The following is a 17,408-nucleotide window of genomic DNA, read 5'->3' as shown; positions in this document are numbered from 1 at the left end:
AAAAATCAATTACACTAGTAAAAAATAACCGATTGTTGTCAACCTCCCACCTCTTTTCAACGTTATATAAGAGATATATTGAAGATAAGGTGGGTATGTCCAATGACAGGATTTTCCATCTCCATGGATTTAGCACCGAAAAAGTCTCGATCGGAAACATCTAGTGCTCATGCCAGCACGGCTGAGCAACGCCTGAAATTTTTCATGCAAGATGTCACTGGTCGTGCTTTGGTGATGATGGAGAGTGCTACCCAAGGTCAACAAGGTATTGCAATGGATTTGGTTCAAGAAGCATTTATTGCTTTACACAAATCTTACGCCGATAAAAGTACTGAAGAATGGTATCCCCTGTTTTACACTATTTTGAATAACAAACTTCAGGATTGGCGACGCAAAGAAGCACGTAGAGCGAACCCATTTTCATTCTTCAAAAAAGTTAGTTTGGATAATGACGACGACGAAATTATCGATGTAGTTGATGAAAAAGCTATTAATCCTGCAGATTTTCTCGATCAAGCGGTAACGATAGAGGAAATTCGGGAAGCGATTGAAAAACTACCTGTTCGTCAACAGCAGGCATTTATGTTACGTGCGTGGGAAGGGTTTGACACCCATACAACAGCTCAGATCATGAACTGTACCGAAGGTAGTGTGAAAACCCATTATCACCGAGCAATTCAGGGACTTAGAGAATACTTGGCACATTTAAATCCCTTGGGAGGTTCTGATGAATCATGATGATTTCACTAAAAAGGTGACCTCCAAACTTGATAGTTTGGCAGATCACCACAAAAACAAAACAGTGGTCATGAATCATGTGCTTGACCATATTCAACAAAAACCAGCCTCTTATTATAGTGTCTGGAAAATGACTGGTTTTGCACTTGCTGCAGCAATTACAGGTTTTGTAATCCTGCCAAACTCAGTCGAAATTGTAGATAAGCCACAAAATCAAGTCATCGTAAATCCTAAATTATCTCCACAAATGGTAGAAGATTTAGAGATGTTAATGGTATTGGGTGAGGATAAAGTACAACATGGCAGCTAAAAAATTAGCACTTATCCTGTGTTCATTAAGTTTCTTGCAGACAAGTTTTGCAGGTTTTGAACGCTTTTGGATTTTTTCTAAAGATGCCAATGCACAAGTCGATGACACATGGGATGCTCTTTCTGAAGAAGAGCAACGTGCAGTCATTAAACGTTACCAGAGTTTAAAAGAGTTACCAGCAAATCAGAGCAACAACTTACAGCAACGCATGGACTGGTTTACTCAACTTCCTGAAGCTGAAAAACAAAAAATGCGTGAAGCATGGCAAAAAATGAGTACTCAAGAACGTAAAGATTTACGTGAACGTATGCTCAAAGCAAATGGTGAAGAAAGAACGGCGATTCGTGAAGAATATATGAACAAGTATTTAGAACACTAAATATTGTTGAGTTATTAAAAAAGTGAAATCTAATCACTCAATTATTTTGATTTCATTTCTTATAAAAAAGCCTCCGATTGGAGGCCTTTTTATTCTTTGGGTTTATTTACGATAGCGTCTATAAGCTACTAAACCGAGTAAGGACGCCAAAGATAAAATTCCAAGGCTACCACCTCCGCCCCCACCCCGTGTATCGTCTGTAGTGGTGGCAGTGCTTACAAGGTTTATTACGCCAGCTTTAGGTGAAATTTTCCCATCAGCATCATAAACGTTATAACTTAACGAGTCATTAAAAGTGTTAAATACGTTATTTGCTTGAATATAGATATTTCCACCATAACAAGTGTTATCCTTATCATCACCCGGACAAGGCCCTTCTCGATCAGCTTTAACTACTTTAAAAATACCATCTTTCGATGTTTTGCTTGGTAAATAAATTGGTAACTCTACACCCTTTTCATTTACCCAAAATTGAGGTTTAGGCTTTAAAAGCGTATTTACAGGCCCATCACCATCATCGTTAGCATATTTAAGTAAATTCAATGGAATAGTTTCATTTGCAAGATATTTAAATGTAATTGTTCCATCGCCAGAAACTGGTTCAATATTATTAAAACGAGCCTTAATCAAACCGCTTGAGCTTAGTTTATTATCGGCTGTAGTAATTGTATATTTACAATATACATAACTACCAGCTTGAGTTACTGAATCATCCTTACGATAGAAAATAATTTGTTGTAAGGTCGCATTCCATTCACACATCAAATTTGGTTCTTTAGTAACGTTATAAACACCTTTATCAATCTGCCCAATACCTAATGGCTCGGTTGTAATACGATAATCAGTTGGGTTGAAGAACTTCAGCACATGATTAGCATCTTCTGTCGGCAATGGTAAATCATAGTTCTTTAAATCAAGATAAATTGCGCGATATTTAAGATTTGCCTTAGTAGCATCAATTAGATTCTTAAACTCCGCTAAACGTACTTTATAGTAAGTAATAAAGTTAGAAGGTGTCTTAGGGTCTTTAATATAATTATCAAATAAATCATAATTTTGTTGATAAGTATCAATTAAAGTCGTTAATGAAATATTACTAACATCCTCTAAATCACCTGAAGTCAGCTTCATTAACTCGACAGAACCAATATCGCAACTATTACGACTTTCTGGCTGATAATATGAGATAATGTCTGCCAAACGATTTAAACCACGTTGGTCAATTGTGGCACAACTTCCTTTACTATCTTGATCAACATTAACCAAATCTACTTGTTTAGTATCAATAATCTCTTTTGGATAATAAATAGGTAACCAACCTGTATAGGCCGATACAGTCTGTGGACTTAGTACACTACTAAATGGTTGTCCACTAATATTAATATTCGTCTGACCATCAGGTAAAGATTCTTTTGGCACATCACATTTTGCTGTCGTAGATGTCCAGTCAAGCGCATTAAAACTCAGCGTTAAACCTACACTCTTTTGCTCTGCCGCCGCCCCTAGAAGATATTTACACGCATAACTTCCGCTATTATAAGCCAATACATTAAAACTTAGTTTTTTTGTACCCAGTTTGTCGTAGAGGAAAGTGCTATTCGCGTTGTTTTCAACAATTGTATTATTTAAGAGAACTAAACTACTGCTTGAACTTAAAATACTTGATGTATTGGCTGGATTATTGGTATCACCAGTAAACTTGATAATACTGCCGTTAGTACTATTGGCTATATTTTGTGCAATAGTATTAACCGATAATGTCGCAGTAGGTTTACCGCAAAATTCAAATACACTAGTTGTAGCTGTATTACCATTATTCACAATACTATTTGATGTAAGAGTAATAGTACGTGGCGCATAGACGGTGTCACTAAAACACCCCATTGATAAAACACTACCTTCTTGTGTTGCGTTATTGCCTTTCAGTAATGAATGATTCACTGATAAAGTAATATTCGGTGAAGCTAAATAAATTGCCCCTCCGCTTGTTGCCCGAGATGATAAAATTTGGCTATTTTGTAAAGCAATGTCAGCACCTGCATAAATTGCCCCACCCTGACCAGTTGTGACACCATTTTCAAGAATTACATTATTTATGCTTAACGGCTGTTTATAAGTAGTCGTATTAAAAATGCGTGACTTACCTTGAGCATTAATACGTGTTTGTAATTCAAGTTGTGCAGGATAATCATTGGTTAATACACTTTTTTTCTGCCAATCTACAGGATCAGCACCAAAAATAGCAATATTGGCATTTGGAACCAATTCTTTAGTTAAATTATAAATTCCTGCTTTAAGTTGAATCGATTTTTGTGTAGTTTCACGTGTATCAATAACGGTACACCCACCATATGACTTACGTAGCTCAGCTGTCTTTATTGCTTCACGCAACGAGCAGGCATTCGTATTTTCACCATCTTCATCGTCAAAAGTTGTAACATCAATTCTTCCAGTCGTGGTATCTGCAAATAACGGCATTGCAGCAATCACAGCTAATGCTAAAAAAGCTTTTTTATAATTTTTCATAGCCTTTATCATCCTTGATTATGACTTTAAACGTCTTAGAGCAATTAAGCCAAATAGACCAAAAACTAAACCACCACCTACACTTCCGCCACCACCCGCACTTACAGACTTATCCTCAATACCTGAGGGTGGATCTTGTACAATTTGAACTGGAATTGTTAAGTAAACGTCAGCAGCATTATTGAAACGTGTGGTAGTAGTAACGACTAAAAGGTTAAATACATCTGCTCCATGCCAGTTTCCATTTGGAACATAAGTTAAATTTCCCTGAGCATCGATAGACAAAGTTCCTTTAGATGGGGTACTTGTTTGAATAATCTTCATACAGCCTGACTGCCAAGCTTGACCATCTGTTCTTTTTCCAAACATTTTTTCGCATGTTTGTGGAGAAACTAATTCTCCATCACTTACCACATCGGCAATATTAAATTTGGCAATTTCGCCATATTTAATATCTTGGCCATGTGTACTAATATCATCGCGGTTAGTAATTAATTCAATTGCCCCTAAATCACACAACTCATCATAACCACTTCGATTTTTTCCACGTTGATCTTGTTTTTCACAACTCGCCAGACCTACAGAAGTCCCATCGCTATATAAACGACCTTTGTTAATTAATAATGATTGCGAAAGACTGGTATATTTATCTAAAACTCTTGGTTTAAAGAACCCTAAAAAGCTATTGCTCGGTGTTGAATACGGACATAACAAACCATCTGCTGGTGGAACATCACAGGTTCCTTCATCTGCATTTCCAGCAATTAGTTTTTCACTTGCAGGGTATAGAATATTTGGTAACTCTGCAGAAGCATTACGATTACATTCTGTTGTTACTAAATTGCTTTGCACAATCGTTTTATCTGTTGCAGATACCTTACAGTTTGTTGTGTTGCCTACTAAAATACTATTAGAGACAGACGCTTTTCCTTGTGGGGCATCAAAATACAAGCCTCCCACATTTTTAATAAGAGTAATATTATTGATTACCATGCCATCACGAACATTGGCAATGAAACTACCTTTATTATGAAAAATTGTACTATTACTCAAACCAATGATACGAGAAGTTAAATATCCGCCCGTACTTTCATCTGCAAATTTAGTTGCAGCATGAAATAATGCACCATCTGCTGCAGTCACTTCATTATCACGCACCACAGATTGCGTAACATAGTAAAGTGGCATATCAGTATATAAAATGCCTCCCTGACTTGCTTTATTATTTTGCATCAGGCTATTAATAATCGTTACTGAACCCGCTGTTTTTGGAGTATTTGATAAATTACCAGCGTTATAAATTGCTCCCCCATTTGTTGCATACCCATCCATTAAACGCGAATTTTGAATAACCAATTGTTCATGATTATAAATTAATCCACCGTTACCTTGAGGTATTACACTCTTTGAGCCAGCACCTTTTAAATTAACATCAACAAATAAAACTGAAAAAGAAGCTTTTTCAACACTACCATCATCTATACGGAATAGTTGATCCGTACCGACCATTTTAATAGTTGCATTATGAGAGTTGGGTGCTCCTTCCTCAACCAGAGTAGAATCATTTTTTGCTGTACTAATAGCTACAGGAACAGTAATTACTATACTTTTATTTAAAGTATATTCTTTATCACGCTGCAAAATGATATTTGATGAAGCATCTTTATTTCCGCAACCATTATAACCGTTTGCATATTTTTCAACATCAGCAGCATTGGAAGATGCGCGATATTTTAGAAATTGTATTGCTTCACGTAATGAACAGACCTTGTTATCGACGTCTTCATCAGTTGTAGTTGTAACTTGAATATCGGCAGAATAAGCGTGTCCAGCAATAGCCAATAAAGCAAAAGCAATGCTCCGTTTGAGCATACCCATCTCCTTACATCTTTTTTCATTTTTCTTTGTCAAAATTGCAAAATTTCCGCTTTTGCAACCGCATCCTTTGTGCGTACTTTGTCACAGGAAGTAGAATTTCTCAAGACTTTTTGATCGGTCTATAGAGTCATTTTTGAGCTAAATTACAAAAAGCTTTATAGTTAAAAAAAGTTTTTTTAATACAAAAAGCTAGCTTATTAAAAATTAGAAGTTATAAATACAACTATTTATTCTGAAATGAAAAACAATTCTGTCTAGAAAGAAATTCTTTAATTATATGAAATAAATTTAGGCAAAATAGCAAACTTAAGGTAAAAATTTTATTGTTGATACTCATCAATCAAAGCATAAATTTGCCTTAAAGTCGCATTAGATAGTTTTGTTTTTTCACCTTTGAGCAACTTTTCCAACTGCGCAACAGTCTTTAGTAAAAGAGATGCTTGATGAGGACCATGTAATAATAAGTAGTCAACAATTTGCTGATCGAAGTGGATACCACGTCTAGCCATTACAGATGTAACCAAGGCATAGCGGTCTGCATATAAACTTCCACTCGGCACTTTTACACTAACTGCCTGTGTAAGTCGTGACTGTAAGTCTGGCAATTCAAGCTTTAATTCGATCGGTGCTACACGCGAAGAAAATACAAGTTGTCCTTCGTGATTATTCATTAAATGAAAAACAGCTTTTTGCCAGTGAGGTACGCCACTAATTGATTCAATATCATCCAAAGCAACAAGGTCATAATGTTCTAAAGAAGTAATAGCTTCAATAGGAGCATCAAGTAGTTCAAGCAAAGAGACTTTAATCGCAGATTTGCCTAATTCTAAATAAGAATCACAAATTGCAGAAAGTAAGTGACTCTTTCCTGTCCCTGCTCCACCGTAGATATAAAATCTACTCACCAGACCAGCATGTAATTGACGCACGGCATCAACTACATGCCCCCAACCCGGTCCCGAAAAATCACTGATTCGGGCATCAAGTTGAGGTTCTATATCCAGTTGGAGTTGACGCATATATTGAATTAACCTTGAAATTATTTCTGGTTAGGGGATTTCAGTTCATCTGTATCTTGCTGTGTTTTAACTTCAAGATCAAGCTTAGTGCTCTCAGTTTGTACATGAATTTGCTCAATATCGCCATGTTGGATCACTAATGTAGAAGGTGGAGCATAAAGTGAGCTTCTTTCATAATTCTCTCTTAAATGCTTCAACAACACCACAATAACAGCTGCAACCGGCAAAGCAATTAACATTCCTAAGAAACCTGCAAGCTGTGCACCTGCCAATACTGCAAAAACAACTGCTACAGGAGATAGACCAATTTTATCGCCCAATAGGAATGGCTGTAGAATATAGCCTTCTACCGCTTGGCCAATCATAAAAACTACACCAACCAGTAATAGATGCATCCAATCCAATCCGAATTGGAACAAGCTAGCAATAACAGCTGCAATAATACCTACGGCAAATCCTAAATAAGGAATAATACTGGCAAGGCCGGCCACCATACCAATAATAAGACCAACTTCCAAACCAATGAGCTGCAAACCAACTGCATAGACTACGCCAAGCAATAGCATGACGAGAAACTGACCTTTAACAAATGCTCCTAAAACGCTATGGCATTCGCCAACGATCTGTAAAGTAGTTGCTTCATATGGACGCGGAATGAGACGACGTAAGTTTTGTAACATACGTTCCCAATCAAGCAAGAAATAGAAGGCAATAATAGGAATTAAAACAACTGTCCCACCAATCTGAATAAAATTCAAACCCGATTGAGCCAATTTTAATAACACTGCCTGAATGCTGTCTGCACTATAATTGGTTTGGACATATTCCATCACGGCTTTAGACAACTGCTCGGTGTCAATTTCCATTTGCTGGACATTAAATGTCGAAGATACCCAAGGTAAAAAAGTAGCATTAATCCAGTGAATGCCTGCTGGAATACTATCTCGGGCATAAACTAATTGTTTCCAAATCAGTGGAACTAAATACCAAAGTGCAATAGTTAGGGTTACGCCTATTCCCACAAATACCATGCTAATTGCCAACCAGCGAGGCAATTTCATTTTTACCAGCACATCAACAAGTGGACTGAATAAATAAGCGAGGAAAAAAGCACCGATAAAAGGAATGACTACAGGCTTGAGTAAGTACAACACCCATACCAGCAATACAATACCTGCGAGTAAAAAAATACGGCGCAGTATACGATCTTGCATAAAATCTAGCCTTTTTTGATTTAATCGTTATAAATGAAAAAATATTTTTATTAAAGATAGCATTTTCGAGCATAAATAACATAAGAGTTTCGTATATTCAGGTTATAATCTGCCGCCAATGCGGAGACTTCATTTATGAGCAACTCAACTTCTACCCCAAATACCGGTTTAAGCTACAAAGATGCGGGTGTTGACATTGAAGCGGGCGACGCACTGGTCGATCGTATCAAGTCAGTCGCTAAACGTACAAGTCGTCCTGAAGTAATGGGCGGACTTGGTGGCTTTGGTGCACTATGCAAAATTCCTAAAGGTTATGAAGAGCCTGTTTTAGTTTCTGGAACTGACGGTGTAGGAACTAAATTACGTTTGGCACTTAATCTCAATCGTCATGACACAATTGGCCAAGACCTTGTGGCTATGTGTGTAAATGACCTTTTAGTTTGTGGCGCAGAACCATTATTCTTCCTTGATTATTACGCGACTGGTCACTTAAATGTTGACGTTGCTGCAAATGTTGTTACTGGTATTGGTAAAGGTTGTGAACTTGCAGGTTGTGCACTTGTAGGTGGTGAAACCGCAGAAATGCCAGGCATGTATGAAGGCGAAGATTACGATCTTGCTGGTTTTGCCGTGGGTGTCGTTGAACAAAGCAAAATTATTGATGGCTCTAAAGTAAAATCTGGTGATGTACTTATCGGTGTTGCATCAAGTGGTGCTCACTCAAATGGTTATTCATTACTACGTAAAATTTTAGATGTTAAAAATGTTGATTTAACTCAAATAATTGATGGTCGTCCTCTTGCTGATGTAGCAATGGAACCAACTCGTATTTATGTAAAACCAGTTCTTGAACTCTGCAAACAAGTTGATGTTCATGCTATGGCACATATTACTGGTGGCGGTTTACCAGGTAACTTACCTCGCGTATTACCAAATGGTGCACAAGCAGTAATTGATGAGTCTTCTTGGGAATGGTCTGAATTATTCCAACTTCTACAACGCGAAGGCAATGTAGAACGCTTTGAAATGTACCGTACTTTTAACTGTGGCGTAGGTATGGTTATTGCGGTTGATGCAAATGATGCTGAAAAAGCCATTGAAGTGCTTAATGCGCAAGGCGAAAAAGCTTGGAAGATTGGTCATATCCAAGAAAATGCTGAATCAGTAGAAGGTGCAGACGAAAAAATTCGTGTGATCTTTGCATGATAAAAATTGCTGTTCTAGTCTCTGGGAACGGCAGTAATTTACAAGCCTTGATAGATGCAAATCTATCAGGGCAAATTGTAGGTGTACTGTCTAATAAAGCAGATGCTTATGCCTTAGAGCGCGCTCAAAAAGCTAATATTGCTACCGCTGTTATCTCCCATAAAGACTTTCCAACTCGTGAAGTGTTTGATGAAGCAATGCATCAGCAACTCTTAGCTTGGGAAGTAGATGTAGTTATTTTAGCTGGCTTCATGCGTATCTTAACGCCAACCTTTGTCAACAAATGGCAAGGGAAAATGCTGAATATACATCCCTCGCTTCTTCCAGCTTACAAAGGTGTGAATACGCATCAACGTGTTTTAAACACAGGTGATCGTTTACATGGTTGTACCGTGCACTTTGTAACTGCTGAACTGGATTCTGGTCAATCTATAGCCCAATCAGCTATATCAGTTAAAGAACATGATACTGCTGCTTCATTAGCAGATCGAGTCCATACACTTGAGCATTTTATCTACCCACAAGTTGCAGAGTGGTTGTGTAACGGTCAACTTACTTGGAAAGATGGACAAGCCTATTTCCGTAATCAAGTTCTAAAAGACCCTATTCGTTTTGCAAGTTGGTAAAATCTTTTACTAACAAACAAAAAATAAAAAAGGACATGCTGGCATGTCCTTTTTTATATGTTTAAAAATTAATTTAGCTGTTGATGAATCAATTTCTTTATAGAGTTTACTGTGTCGATAGGATGCTCTAGTGGAAACATATGCCCTCCTTCAACCACAGTAAATGGGATACCCATTTTCCGCTTTGCCATTTGAGGAAAGCCTCTTTTTAAAAAAGCACTTTCTTTGCCCACAACTAAATGCACAGGCATCTTAGGTTTTGGCATAGGTAACCACCACCAAGAAGGATTTTTACGGAAAATCGCAACTTCATCTTCACGGGAAATGGTTAAAGTTACTCCACCGCGAACCGAATCCTCTTTCAAAGCATAATCAATATAAGCTTGGAAACAATCTTCATCAAAATCTTTGTAAAATCCTTTAGGACGTAGTAATTCAGCAGCCTGTTCTCTCGATTCCCAATGTTCACGGCGACGTGCAGATAAACCCGCTGGTGTCATTGCATCAACTAATTTAGGACGAAATAATTTTGCCATATGAAAAGCAAATGAATATCTTCCTAAAATAAGAGGCGGATCTAACATAATGACTTGAGAGAAAAGTTCAGGACGTCGGAAAGAGGCCATCAATGTTAAAACCGAACCAAGAGAATGGCCCAGTCCAATGACTTTACGTCCTTTCGCTTGACGCACAATACTATCAATAACCTGGTCAACTAAAGCAGGCCAATGATTCGTCACAGGATAGCGCTTATCAGGACCAATCAAGGGAACATAAATAACGTCATATTCCCCTTTCAATTGGTCAAACAGTTTTTGATACACTTTTGATGGTACGCCATTGGCATGAGCAAAGTGTATAACTGGTTTCATTGACATACAGCTATCCTAAAAAATACAGATTTATTGTAATTTTGCGCTTTGACGAGTCTGCACCTCTTGAGCAATAGATTCACTTACCCCTTGCCCGATTTGTGCACCCATACGACCTAAAATGGATTGTAATGGGTTGCGCTCAATTGTGTAGTCAACTTTATTATCAAGGTTTAGTTCACGCATCAAGCTCGTAATATTACCTGAACGGTCAGCAACACCTAACTGGATTGCTTGTTCACCAGTCCAGAATAAACCAGAAAAAATAGCTGGATCATTCGATTTCAAACGCTTGCCACGCCCTTCTTTAACTGCAGTAATAAAGTGAGTATGGACATTATCAAGAACAGATTGAATATGTTGCTTTTGAGCAGGATCAATCGGTTTTGTCATACTTAAAATGTCTTTATTCGTTCCCGCTGTTAAAGTACGGTCTTCAATACCGAGTTTCTGAGCTAAACCAGTAATTCCATAGTTAGGCATAATAACGCCAATTGAACCCACTAAACTTGATGGATTGACAATAATCTCATCGGCAGCAGACGCAATATAGTAAGCACCTGACGCACCCATATCACCAATAACGGCATAAACTTTTTTATCAGGATGCTGCTTTTTCAAATAACGAATTTCCTGCCAAATTTCATCAGACTGAACTGGAGAACCGCCAGGTGAGTTAATATTAAGTGCAACAGCTTTACTATTTGAAGCTTCAAAAGCACGTTTAAGCGCTTTATTGGTATCTTCACTATTTACTGCTTGATTGCTTGAAGCATCAATCGTTCCAATAATATCCACCACTGCCAAATGAGCGCTACTGCTACTTACAGCAGAACCTTCTTTGCTGGTTGAACAGCCTTTGCCCATAAGTACAATAATAAATAGTAAATAAATAAAAGTTAATGTTTTGAAGAAGATACCCCAACGGCGACTACGACGCTGTTCTTCTACGGAAGCGAGTACAGCTTTCTCAAGAATTTGCCATTCTGGTCCATTTTGTTTAGGGATTATAGGTTCATTTTGTGGTTTTGGTGGCCAATCGGACATAAAATTCCAATCCAAATCAATCTAAAATGATGTCATTATATACGTTGATTTGATAAAAACTGTCTAAATTATATGATTTCATTTATAATATTTTTATCTTTTTTTACTTGTTGCCTCCTTTTTACCGCGATAGATGACCAAACTAGATGTAAAAAGCATGAACTATTACTTACTCAGAACTTTTAGCCGTCAGCCAATTCAATTTGGACGTTTTATTGCCCGTATGTTGGCAGGATTAGTTAATACTTTAAAAATTACTAGAACATCAAAAAGTATAGAACTTAACTTACAAATTGCACTTCCGCATTTAACACCGCAGCAACGAATAGATATTACACAACAAGCTATACGTAACGAATTAACCTCATACTTTGAATTTTTAAGTATTTGGGGCTCGTCAAATAGTAAAAATATCGAAAGAATTCACCATATTGAGGGTGAACATTACTTTCATGAAGCACTAGCAGCGAAAAAAGGTGTGGTTTTAATTGTTCCACATTTTGGCACATGGGAAATCATGAATGCTTGGTGTGCCCAATTCACTTCAATGACTATCTTATACAAACCAGTAAAAAATGTAGATGCAGACCGTTTTGTTCGAGAAGCACGTAGTCGCGAACAGGCCAACTTGGTTCCTACCGATGAAACTGGTGTTAGGCAAATTTTTAAAGCGTTAAAACAAGGCGAAACCACTGTAATTCTGCCCGACCATACACCTAATGTTGGTGGGGATATGATCAATTATTTTGGTGTGCCACTTGCTTCAAGTAATTTAAGTGCCAAGCTCATCCAAAAAACAAAAGCCAAAGCATTATTTCTTTATGCGATTCGTAATGAACACGATGGCTTTACGATGCATATTGAGCCTATGGATGAGAAAATTTACGAAGGTAGTGCCGATGATGGAACCTTTGTTATCCATCAAGCCATTGAACAACTGATCCAGCACTATCCTGAACACTATCACTGGAGTTATAAACGTTTTAAAGCAAATCCTGCTTTAGATAATATTTATAATCTTGATCCAGATGAAGCGTTACAAATCATTGCTAAGCTTAAAGCAGAAGCTTCACAAATTCCGGTGAAGCCAAGTACGCTCGAAACGTCGAGTATATAAAACCATCTCATGATTGCGAGATACAAAGCTTAATGTTCCTTGTTCAACTGTGCTTTTAAATGGAATATGAAGTGCTTGTACTCTCGCTAAAACCTCTTTGCTTGGATGTCCATATCGATTATTAAAACCAGCAGAAGCCACCACAAGCTTTGGCTTTAAAGTCGCTAGGAAGTCATAAGCTGAACTATGTTTACTTCCATGATGTCCTAATACCAAAACATCTACCTTTAAATCAGGATATTCTTTCATTAGTTGATATTCTGCTTCCCACCCAGCATCCCCCATAATTAAATAGTTTTGATAACCATTAATCTGTTTTAAATGAATATAAACCACACAAGAATATTGGTTTTGATTTGAAGGAACTAAATTTAAATCTTTTTCTTTAGGCCAAAGGACTTCAATATCTAATTGTGGATATTGCCATTTTTGCCCTTGATGACAATAAGTAAAAGGTTCTTTAATTTGTTCTTTCCATAATTCATTTGATATAACTTGTTTAATAGGAAAAGCCCGCGCGATAGATGGAAATGCTCCGCTATGATCTTGGTCGAGATGAGATAGTACGACGTGATCTAATTGTTTAATTCCCTTTTGACGTAAATATGGAATCACCACATTTTGACCAATACTAAAAGCCTTCTCATCATAAGAACCACCTGTATCGATGAGCCATGTCTGCTCTGGATGTTGCAAGAAAATAGCTTGCCCCTGTCCCACATCTATAATATTTAATTGAATTTGCTGGGACGACTTATTTGGAATAACCAAGGGTAAACAGCATATGAGTCCCCAAGATTTTGGTAAAACCCCACGCGGTAAAAATAAGATAATAATAACGAAGCTAAGGCAAACTAAATCAAGTGTTGTCAGGCTAAAGCCTTGTAATGGTAATGATAGTTTTTCTAAGAGATCAAAACATGTCAGTACTATACTAATCAGGACGTCATTAATTTGAAAAAATAAATTTCCAATAGGATTAAAAATAAGCCATACACAAGCAGCAAAAATATTTAAAGGTACAATTAACCCTCCGAGTAAAGGCACCGCAATAATATTTGTAAAAGGCGCAACCCATGAAATCTGTTGAAAGAAAACCAACATTAAAGGACATAGAGCAATAAATATTTTGCCTTGAGAATCAATTAAGATTTTGCCGAAAAGAATGATTCTAGATAACAGACTCATTGAAACTAGTTTTGGAACTTGTTCTATAGTTTGATAAATACGTAATAAAATAAAGCAGGAACCATAAGAGAGCCAAAAGCCTGCAGATAAAACACTGAAAGGATCGAAAAATAAAAGTAGACTTGCACTGTAAACTAACAATGAAAATGGCTTAACAGGCAATTTGATCAATAATAAAGAAGTAAATAAAAATACTGAAAGTAAAGTTCTTAAGGCGGGAATTTCAAAACCAACAAATGCCGTATAAATCAAAACACCGAAACATAATGGAATCATGGCCCAAATTTGTTTAGGCTGATACAAATAAAGCTGCGGATAATAACGCCGTACTAATTGATGTAATCCCCAAGACAATATGATGGCAAAAATGAGCACATGAGGCCCTGAAATCGCCAACAAATGAGAGACTCCTAATTCCTTAAATTGATTTTTAATCTCATCATTTAAGAGACTTTCGTCCCCTGTTAATAAAGCTAATAATAACCCTTTATTTTGCAAAGGAGATTTTTGTAGCATCAATCTAAATTTTAGACGCAATTTTTCTATATTTAATTTTTGTCTGTTAAAAAACTTTTGTTGCTCTTTTAAATGATATTGATAACCCAACCGATAAATTTCATCAGAGCTTAAAGACTCAATATGCTGAACACTAAAACCAGACATTATGTCTCGCTGAATAAACCATTGTTCTTGATCAAAAGCTCCTGCCACTGCATAGCTATGAGCTGGTCTGGTTTTACCCGAAATTCGATAGTAATGACCTAATTGTAATTTTGGTTCATCTATCGCTGAGTTTACTTTTTGGCTTTTTAAATATAATAGCCAGTTAACGGGATGTAAGGACTGCCCTATTACCTGAACGGGTTGCTGTGTCTTATCTTGTTTTTCTTCACTTATGCGGTCTACATACACAACTATATCTAAAGATTTAGGCTGCATTTTTCGCAGTTGTAATCTTTCATTTAAGGCATTCTGAGCATATTGATGTCCTATAGTAAAAAGACTAATAGCGCAGACTAGACAGTAAATGGCTTTTAATATGGGTCGATTTAAAAATGTATACCCCTTAAAAACATAAAAAATAAAACCTATAACGATTAATACTTTACCGATCCAACCATATTGCATGATGAGAGAGATATCTATCCCCATAAATGCAATACCACCAATCCACCCCATTAAAATAAATTTTAACATTCAACGTCATAATCATTATCTTTTTAGGGGCAAAATTAAAGCCCAACTGAGTGGGCTTTAACAATGTGATTTAATGACAATTTTTTAAGAACCACTCACCCAAAGACCATCTTGCATATGCAAAATAGAATCTGCTGCCTGAGCTAAATGCTCATCATGGGTCACAATTAACATTGCCATGTTGAGTTCTTTCTTAAGATCGGTCAGCAACTCAAAAATACCTAGAGCTGTTTTACGGTCTAAATTACCTGTTGGCTCATCTGCTAAAACAACTGCTGGTTTAGTGACTAAAGCACGCGCTAAAGCCACGCGTTGGCGCTCACCACCTGAAAGCTCACCTGGCTTATGGTCCATACGATGAGACAACCCAACTCGATCAAGTAAATATTCAGCTTGTGCTTTTACCGATTTAAATTGGCTATCTGCTCGAAGCATAAGAGGCATTGCTACATTTTCAAGCGCAGAAAACTCAGGTAATAAATGGTGAAATTGATAAACAAAACCGAGGTATTGGTTGCGTTGAAAACCACGCTCGGCTTCACCTAAATTATCAAAACGCTGACCATTTAAAAATACTTGCCCTTGAGTTGGTTGCTCTAAACCACCTAGCACATGAAGCAAAGTACTTTTACCTGAACCACTTGCACCGACAATAGAAACAAACTGCCCTGCTTCAACTTGTAAAGAAAGACCTTTAATGACTTCAACTTTAGATTTACCGTCATCAAAATGTTTATATATTTCTTTCGCTTCTAAAACAATTTTACTCATAGCGCAGAGCCTCGGCAGGTTGAACTTTGGCAGCACGAAGCGCCGGATAGATAGTCGCCAAGAAGCTTAAAAGTAAAGAAACAATCACGATAATCGTCACATCTTGCCATCTTAAATAAGAAGGAAGGTAATGCACAAAGTAAGCATCAAATAGATTTAAGCCCAACACATTGTTAAACCATGAAATAATATCGCTAATGGTTAAAGCTAAAATAACACCTAAAACCGTACCTGCAACGGTACCAATCACCCCAATCACGGTGCCTTGAACCATAAATATTTTAGTAATCATTGATGGCGAAGCGCCTAAAGTACGCAAAATTGCAATATCTGATTTTTTATCAGTTACAACCATGACCAATGACGAAACAATATTAAATGCTGCAACCACAATAATAAGTACAAGCAACAAACCAACTAGAGTTTTTTCCATTTGAATGGCATTAAACAAATTGCCATGTGTATAAGTCCAGTTCGTTGCATAGAAATTACTTGGTAAACTTTTTACTAAGTCGTCAGCAACTTGTGGCGCTGCAAAAATATCATCTAGTTTTAAACGAACACCTTGGGCACCATCTGGTAAGCGTAATAAGGTTGAAGCATCATATAGGGCAATATAACCCACCATAGAGTCAACTTCGGCCCCTACACTAAAAATACCAACCACTTTAAAACGCTTGAAACGCGGTACAACTCCTGCTGGAGATGGCGTTGCTTCAGGTAAAACCAATGTCACACTGTCATTTAGACGTAAGCCCAATGAATCAGCCATATCTTTACCAAGCACAATACCAAACTCACCTTTTTTAAGTGAATCTAAGCTTCCGGCAACAATATGATTTTGAATAATAGAAACATTCTTTTCATATTTTGGGTCAATACCCGTCACCATAATACCAGCGACTTGCCCTTGCGCAGTTAACATACCTTGCAATTGCGTAAAAGGTGCAACCCCAGTTACATGTGGATGATGTTCAACTCGCTTCACCAGCTCAGGCCAATCCGTGAGGATTTGAGTAGATGAAACTGTCGCTTGCGGCACCATTCCTAACACACGGTTTTTCAATTCGCGATCGAAACCGTTCATGACAGAAAGTACCGTAATCAATACAGCGACACCGAGTGTCAAACCGACCATCGAAACCAATGCAATAAAAGAAATAAAATGATTACTGCGTCTTGCGCGAGTATATCTCAACCCTATATACAGTGAGATTGGTTTAAACATACCTTCTAAATCCAAGGTCATTGATGGAAAATAAAAGATGTTGATGTCAAATTGCACCCACATCGACTATTTGACCATACCGTTAGATGCTG

At 37.2% G+C, this 17,408-nt stretch carries 15 protein-coding genes; 6 read left to right on the top strand and 9 right to left on the bottom strand.

Going from position 1 to position 17,408, the window contains the following annotated elements:
- Nucleotides 1–123 precede the first annotated feature (123 nt).
- The 3 genes from F931_RS04500 to F931_RS04490 are packed head-to-tail and all read left to right on the top strand — an operon-like array spanning nt 124 to nt 1,427.
- Nucleotides 124–738, top strand: a complete 615-nt coding sequence (locus F931_RS04500) for an RNA polymerase sigma factor (protein WP_016140252.1) — start codon at nt 124–126, stop codon at nt 736–738.
- Nucleotides 728–1,048 carry a hypothetical protein gene (locus F931_RS04495; protein ID WP_002118556.1) on the top strand — a complete coding sequence of 107 codons (321 nt, stop codon included), beginning with the start codon at nt 728–730 and terminating at the stop codon, nt 1,046–1,048. Before F931_RS04500 ends, F931_RS04495 begins: the two co-directional genes overlap by 11 nt.
- A complete protein-coding gene (locus F931_RS04490; RefSeq protein ID WP_016140251.1) occupies nt 1,038–1,427 on the top strand; it encodes a DUF3106 domain-containing protein in 390 nt (129 codons plus the stop codon). The genes F931_RS04495 and F931_RS04490 overlap by 11 nt, the downstream gene beginning before the upstream one ends.
- A 102-nt stretch (nt 1,428–1,529) precedes the next feature.
- On the opposite strand, the gene F931_RS04485 is transcribed toward F931_RS04490, so the two are convergent.
- From F931_RS04485 to cxpE, 4 genes are all read right to left on the bottom strand, one after another.
- Nucleotides 1,530–3,953: a CSLREA domain-containing protein gene (locus F931_RS04485; RefSeq protein WP_016140250.1), complete on the bottom strand. Its 2,424-nt coding sequence runs from the start codon at nt 3,951–3,953 to the stop codon at nt 1,530–1,532.
- Nucleotides 3,954–3,971: 18 nt separating this feature from the next.
- The gene (gene rbtA, locus F931_RS04480) at nt 3,972–5,831 is read right to left on the bottom strand and encodes a rhombotarget A (RefSeq protein WP_080649426.1); all 1,860 of its coding nucleotides are present in this window, start codon (nt 5,829–5,831) and stop codon (nt 3,972–3,974) included.
- 320 nt (nt 5,832–6,151) lie between these two features.
- Nucleotides 6,152–6,850 carry a DnaA regulatory inactivator Hda gene (gene hda / locus F931_RS04475; protein ID WP_016140248.1) on the bottom strand — a complete coding sequence of 233 codons (699 nt, stop codon included), beginning with the start codon at nt 6,848–6,850 and terminating at the stop codon, nt 6,152–6,154.
- A gap of 20 nt (nt 6,851–6,870) precedes the next feature.
- The gene (gene cxpE, locus F931_RS04470) at nt 6,871–8,064 is read right to left on the bottom strand and encodes a chloramphenicol efflux transporter CxpE (RefSeq protein ID WP_016140247.1); all 1,194 of its coding nucleotides are present in this window, start codon (nt 8,062–8,064) and stop codon (nt 6,871–6,873) included.
- A 135-nt stretch (nt 8,065–8,199) separates the two neighbouring features.
- Here cxpE and purM point away from each other — a divergent pair, with 135 nt between their 5' ends.
- Both purM and purN read left to right on the top strand, forming a co-directional pair.
- The gene (gene purM, locus F931_RS04465; protein WP_016140246.1) at nt 8,200–9,270 is read left to right on the top strand and encodes a phosphoribosylformylglycinamidine cyclo-ligase; all 1,071 of its coding nucleotides are present in this window, start codon (nt 8,200–8,202) and stop codon (nt 9,268–9,270) included.
- The gene (gene purN, locus F931_RS04460; RefSeq protein ID WP_016140245.1) at nt 9,267–9,896 is read left to right on the top strand and encodes a phosphoribosylglycinamide formyltransferase; all 630 of its coding nucleotides are present in this window, start codon (nt 9,267–9,269) and stop codon (nt 9,894–9,896) included. Before purM ends, purN begins: the two co-directional genes overlap by 4 nt.
- Nucleotides 9,897–9,964: 68 nt before the next feature.
- On the opposite strand, the gene F931_RS04455 is transcribed toward purN, so the two are convergent.
- Both F931_RS04455 and sppA read right to left on the bottom strand, forming a co-directional pair.
- Nucleotides 9,965–10,774, bottom strand: coding sequence for an alpha/beta fold hydrolase (locus tag F931_RS04455; protein WP_016140244.1), 810 nt, complete (start codon nt 10,772–10,774; stop codon nt 9,965–9,967).
- 24 nt (nt 10,775–10,798) lie between these two features.
- Nucleotides 10,799–11,815 carry a signal peptide peptidase SppA gene (gene sppA / locus F931_RS04450; RefSeq protein WP_016140243.1) on the bottom strand — a complete coding sequence of 339 codons (1,017 nt, stop codon included), beginning with the start codon at nt 11,813–11,815 and terminating at the stop codon, nt 10,799–10,801.
- 133 nt (nt 11,816–11,948) lie between these two features.
- Here sppA and F931_RS04445 point away from each other — a divergent pair, with 133 nt between their 5' ends.
- Entirely contained in the window at nt 11,949–12,932 is a 984-nt protein-coding gene (locus F931_RS04445; protein WP_016140242.1) for a lysophospholipid acyltransferase family protein, read from the top strand.
- Here the strand turns inward: F931_RS04445 and comEC are convergent.
- From comEC to lolC, 3 genes are all read right to left on the bottom strand, one after another.
- A complete protein-coding gene (gene comEC, locus F931_RS04440; RefSeq protein WP_016140241.1) occupies nt 12,885–15,317 on the bottom strand; it encodes a DNA internalization-related competence protein ComEC/Rec2 in 2,433 nt (810 codons plus the stop codon). The two genes, F931_RS04445 and comEC, sit on opposite strands and share 48 nt — an antisense overlap.
- An 84-nt stretch (nt 15,318–15,401) precedes the next feature.
- On the bottom strand, nt 15,402–16,088 hold the full coding sequence (gene lolD / locus F931_RS04435) for a lipoprotein-releasing ABC transporter ATP-binding protein LolD (RefSeq protein WP_002118798.1): 687 nt from the start codon (nt 16,086–16,088) through the stop codon (nt 15,402–15,404).
- Nucleotides 16,081–17,316: a lipoprotein-releasing ABC transporter permease subunit gene (gene lolC / locus F931_RS04430; protein WP_004790618.1), complete on the bottom strand. Its 1,236-nt coding sequence runs from the start codon at nt 17,314–17,316 to the stop codon at nt 16,081–16,083. Before lolC ends, lolD begins: the two co-directional genes overlap by 8 nt.
- Nucleotides 17,317–17,408: the final 92 nt, after the last annotated feature.

The organism is Acinetobacter pittii ANC 4050, assembly GCF_000399685.1.
Lineage (GTDB): Bacteria > Pseudomonadota > Gammaproteobacteria > Pseudomonadales > Moraxellaceae > Acinetobacter > Acinetobacter pittii_E.
Note: the sequence above shows the minus strand (reverse complement) of the source record. Positions and strands in the feature narration are given on the sequence as shown.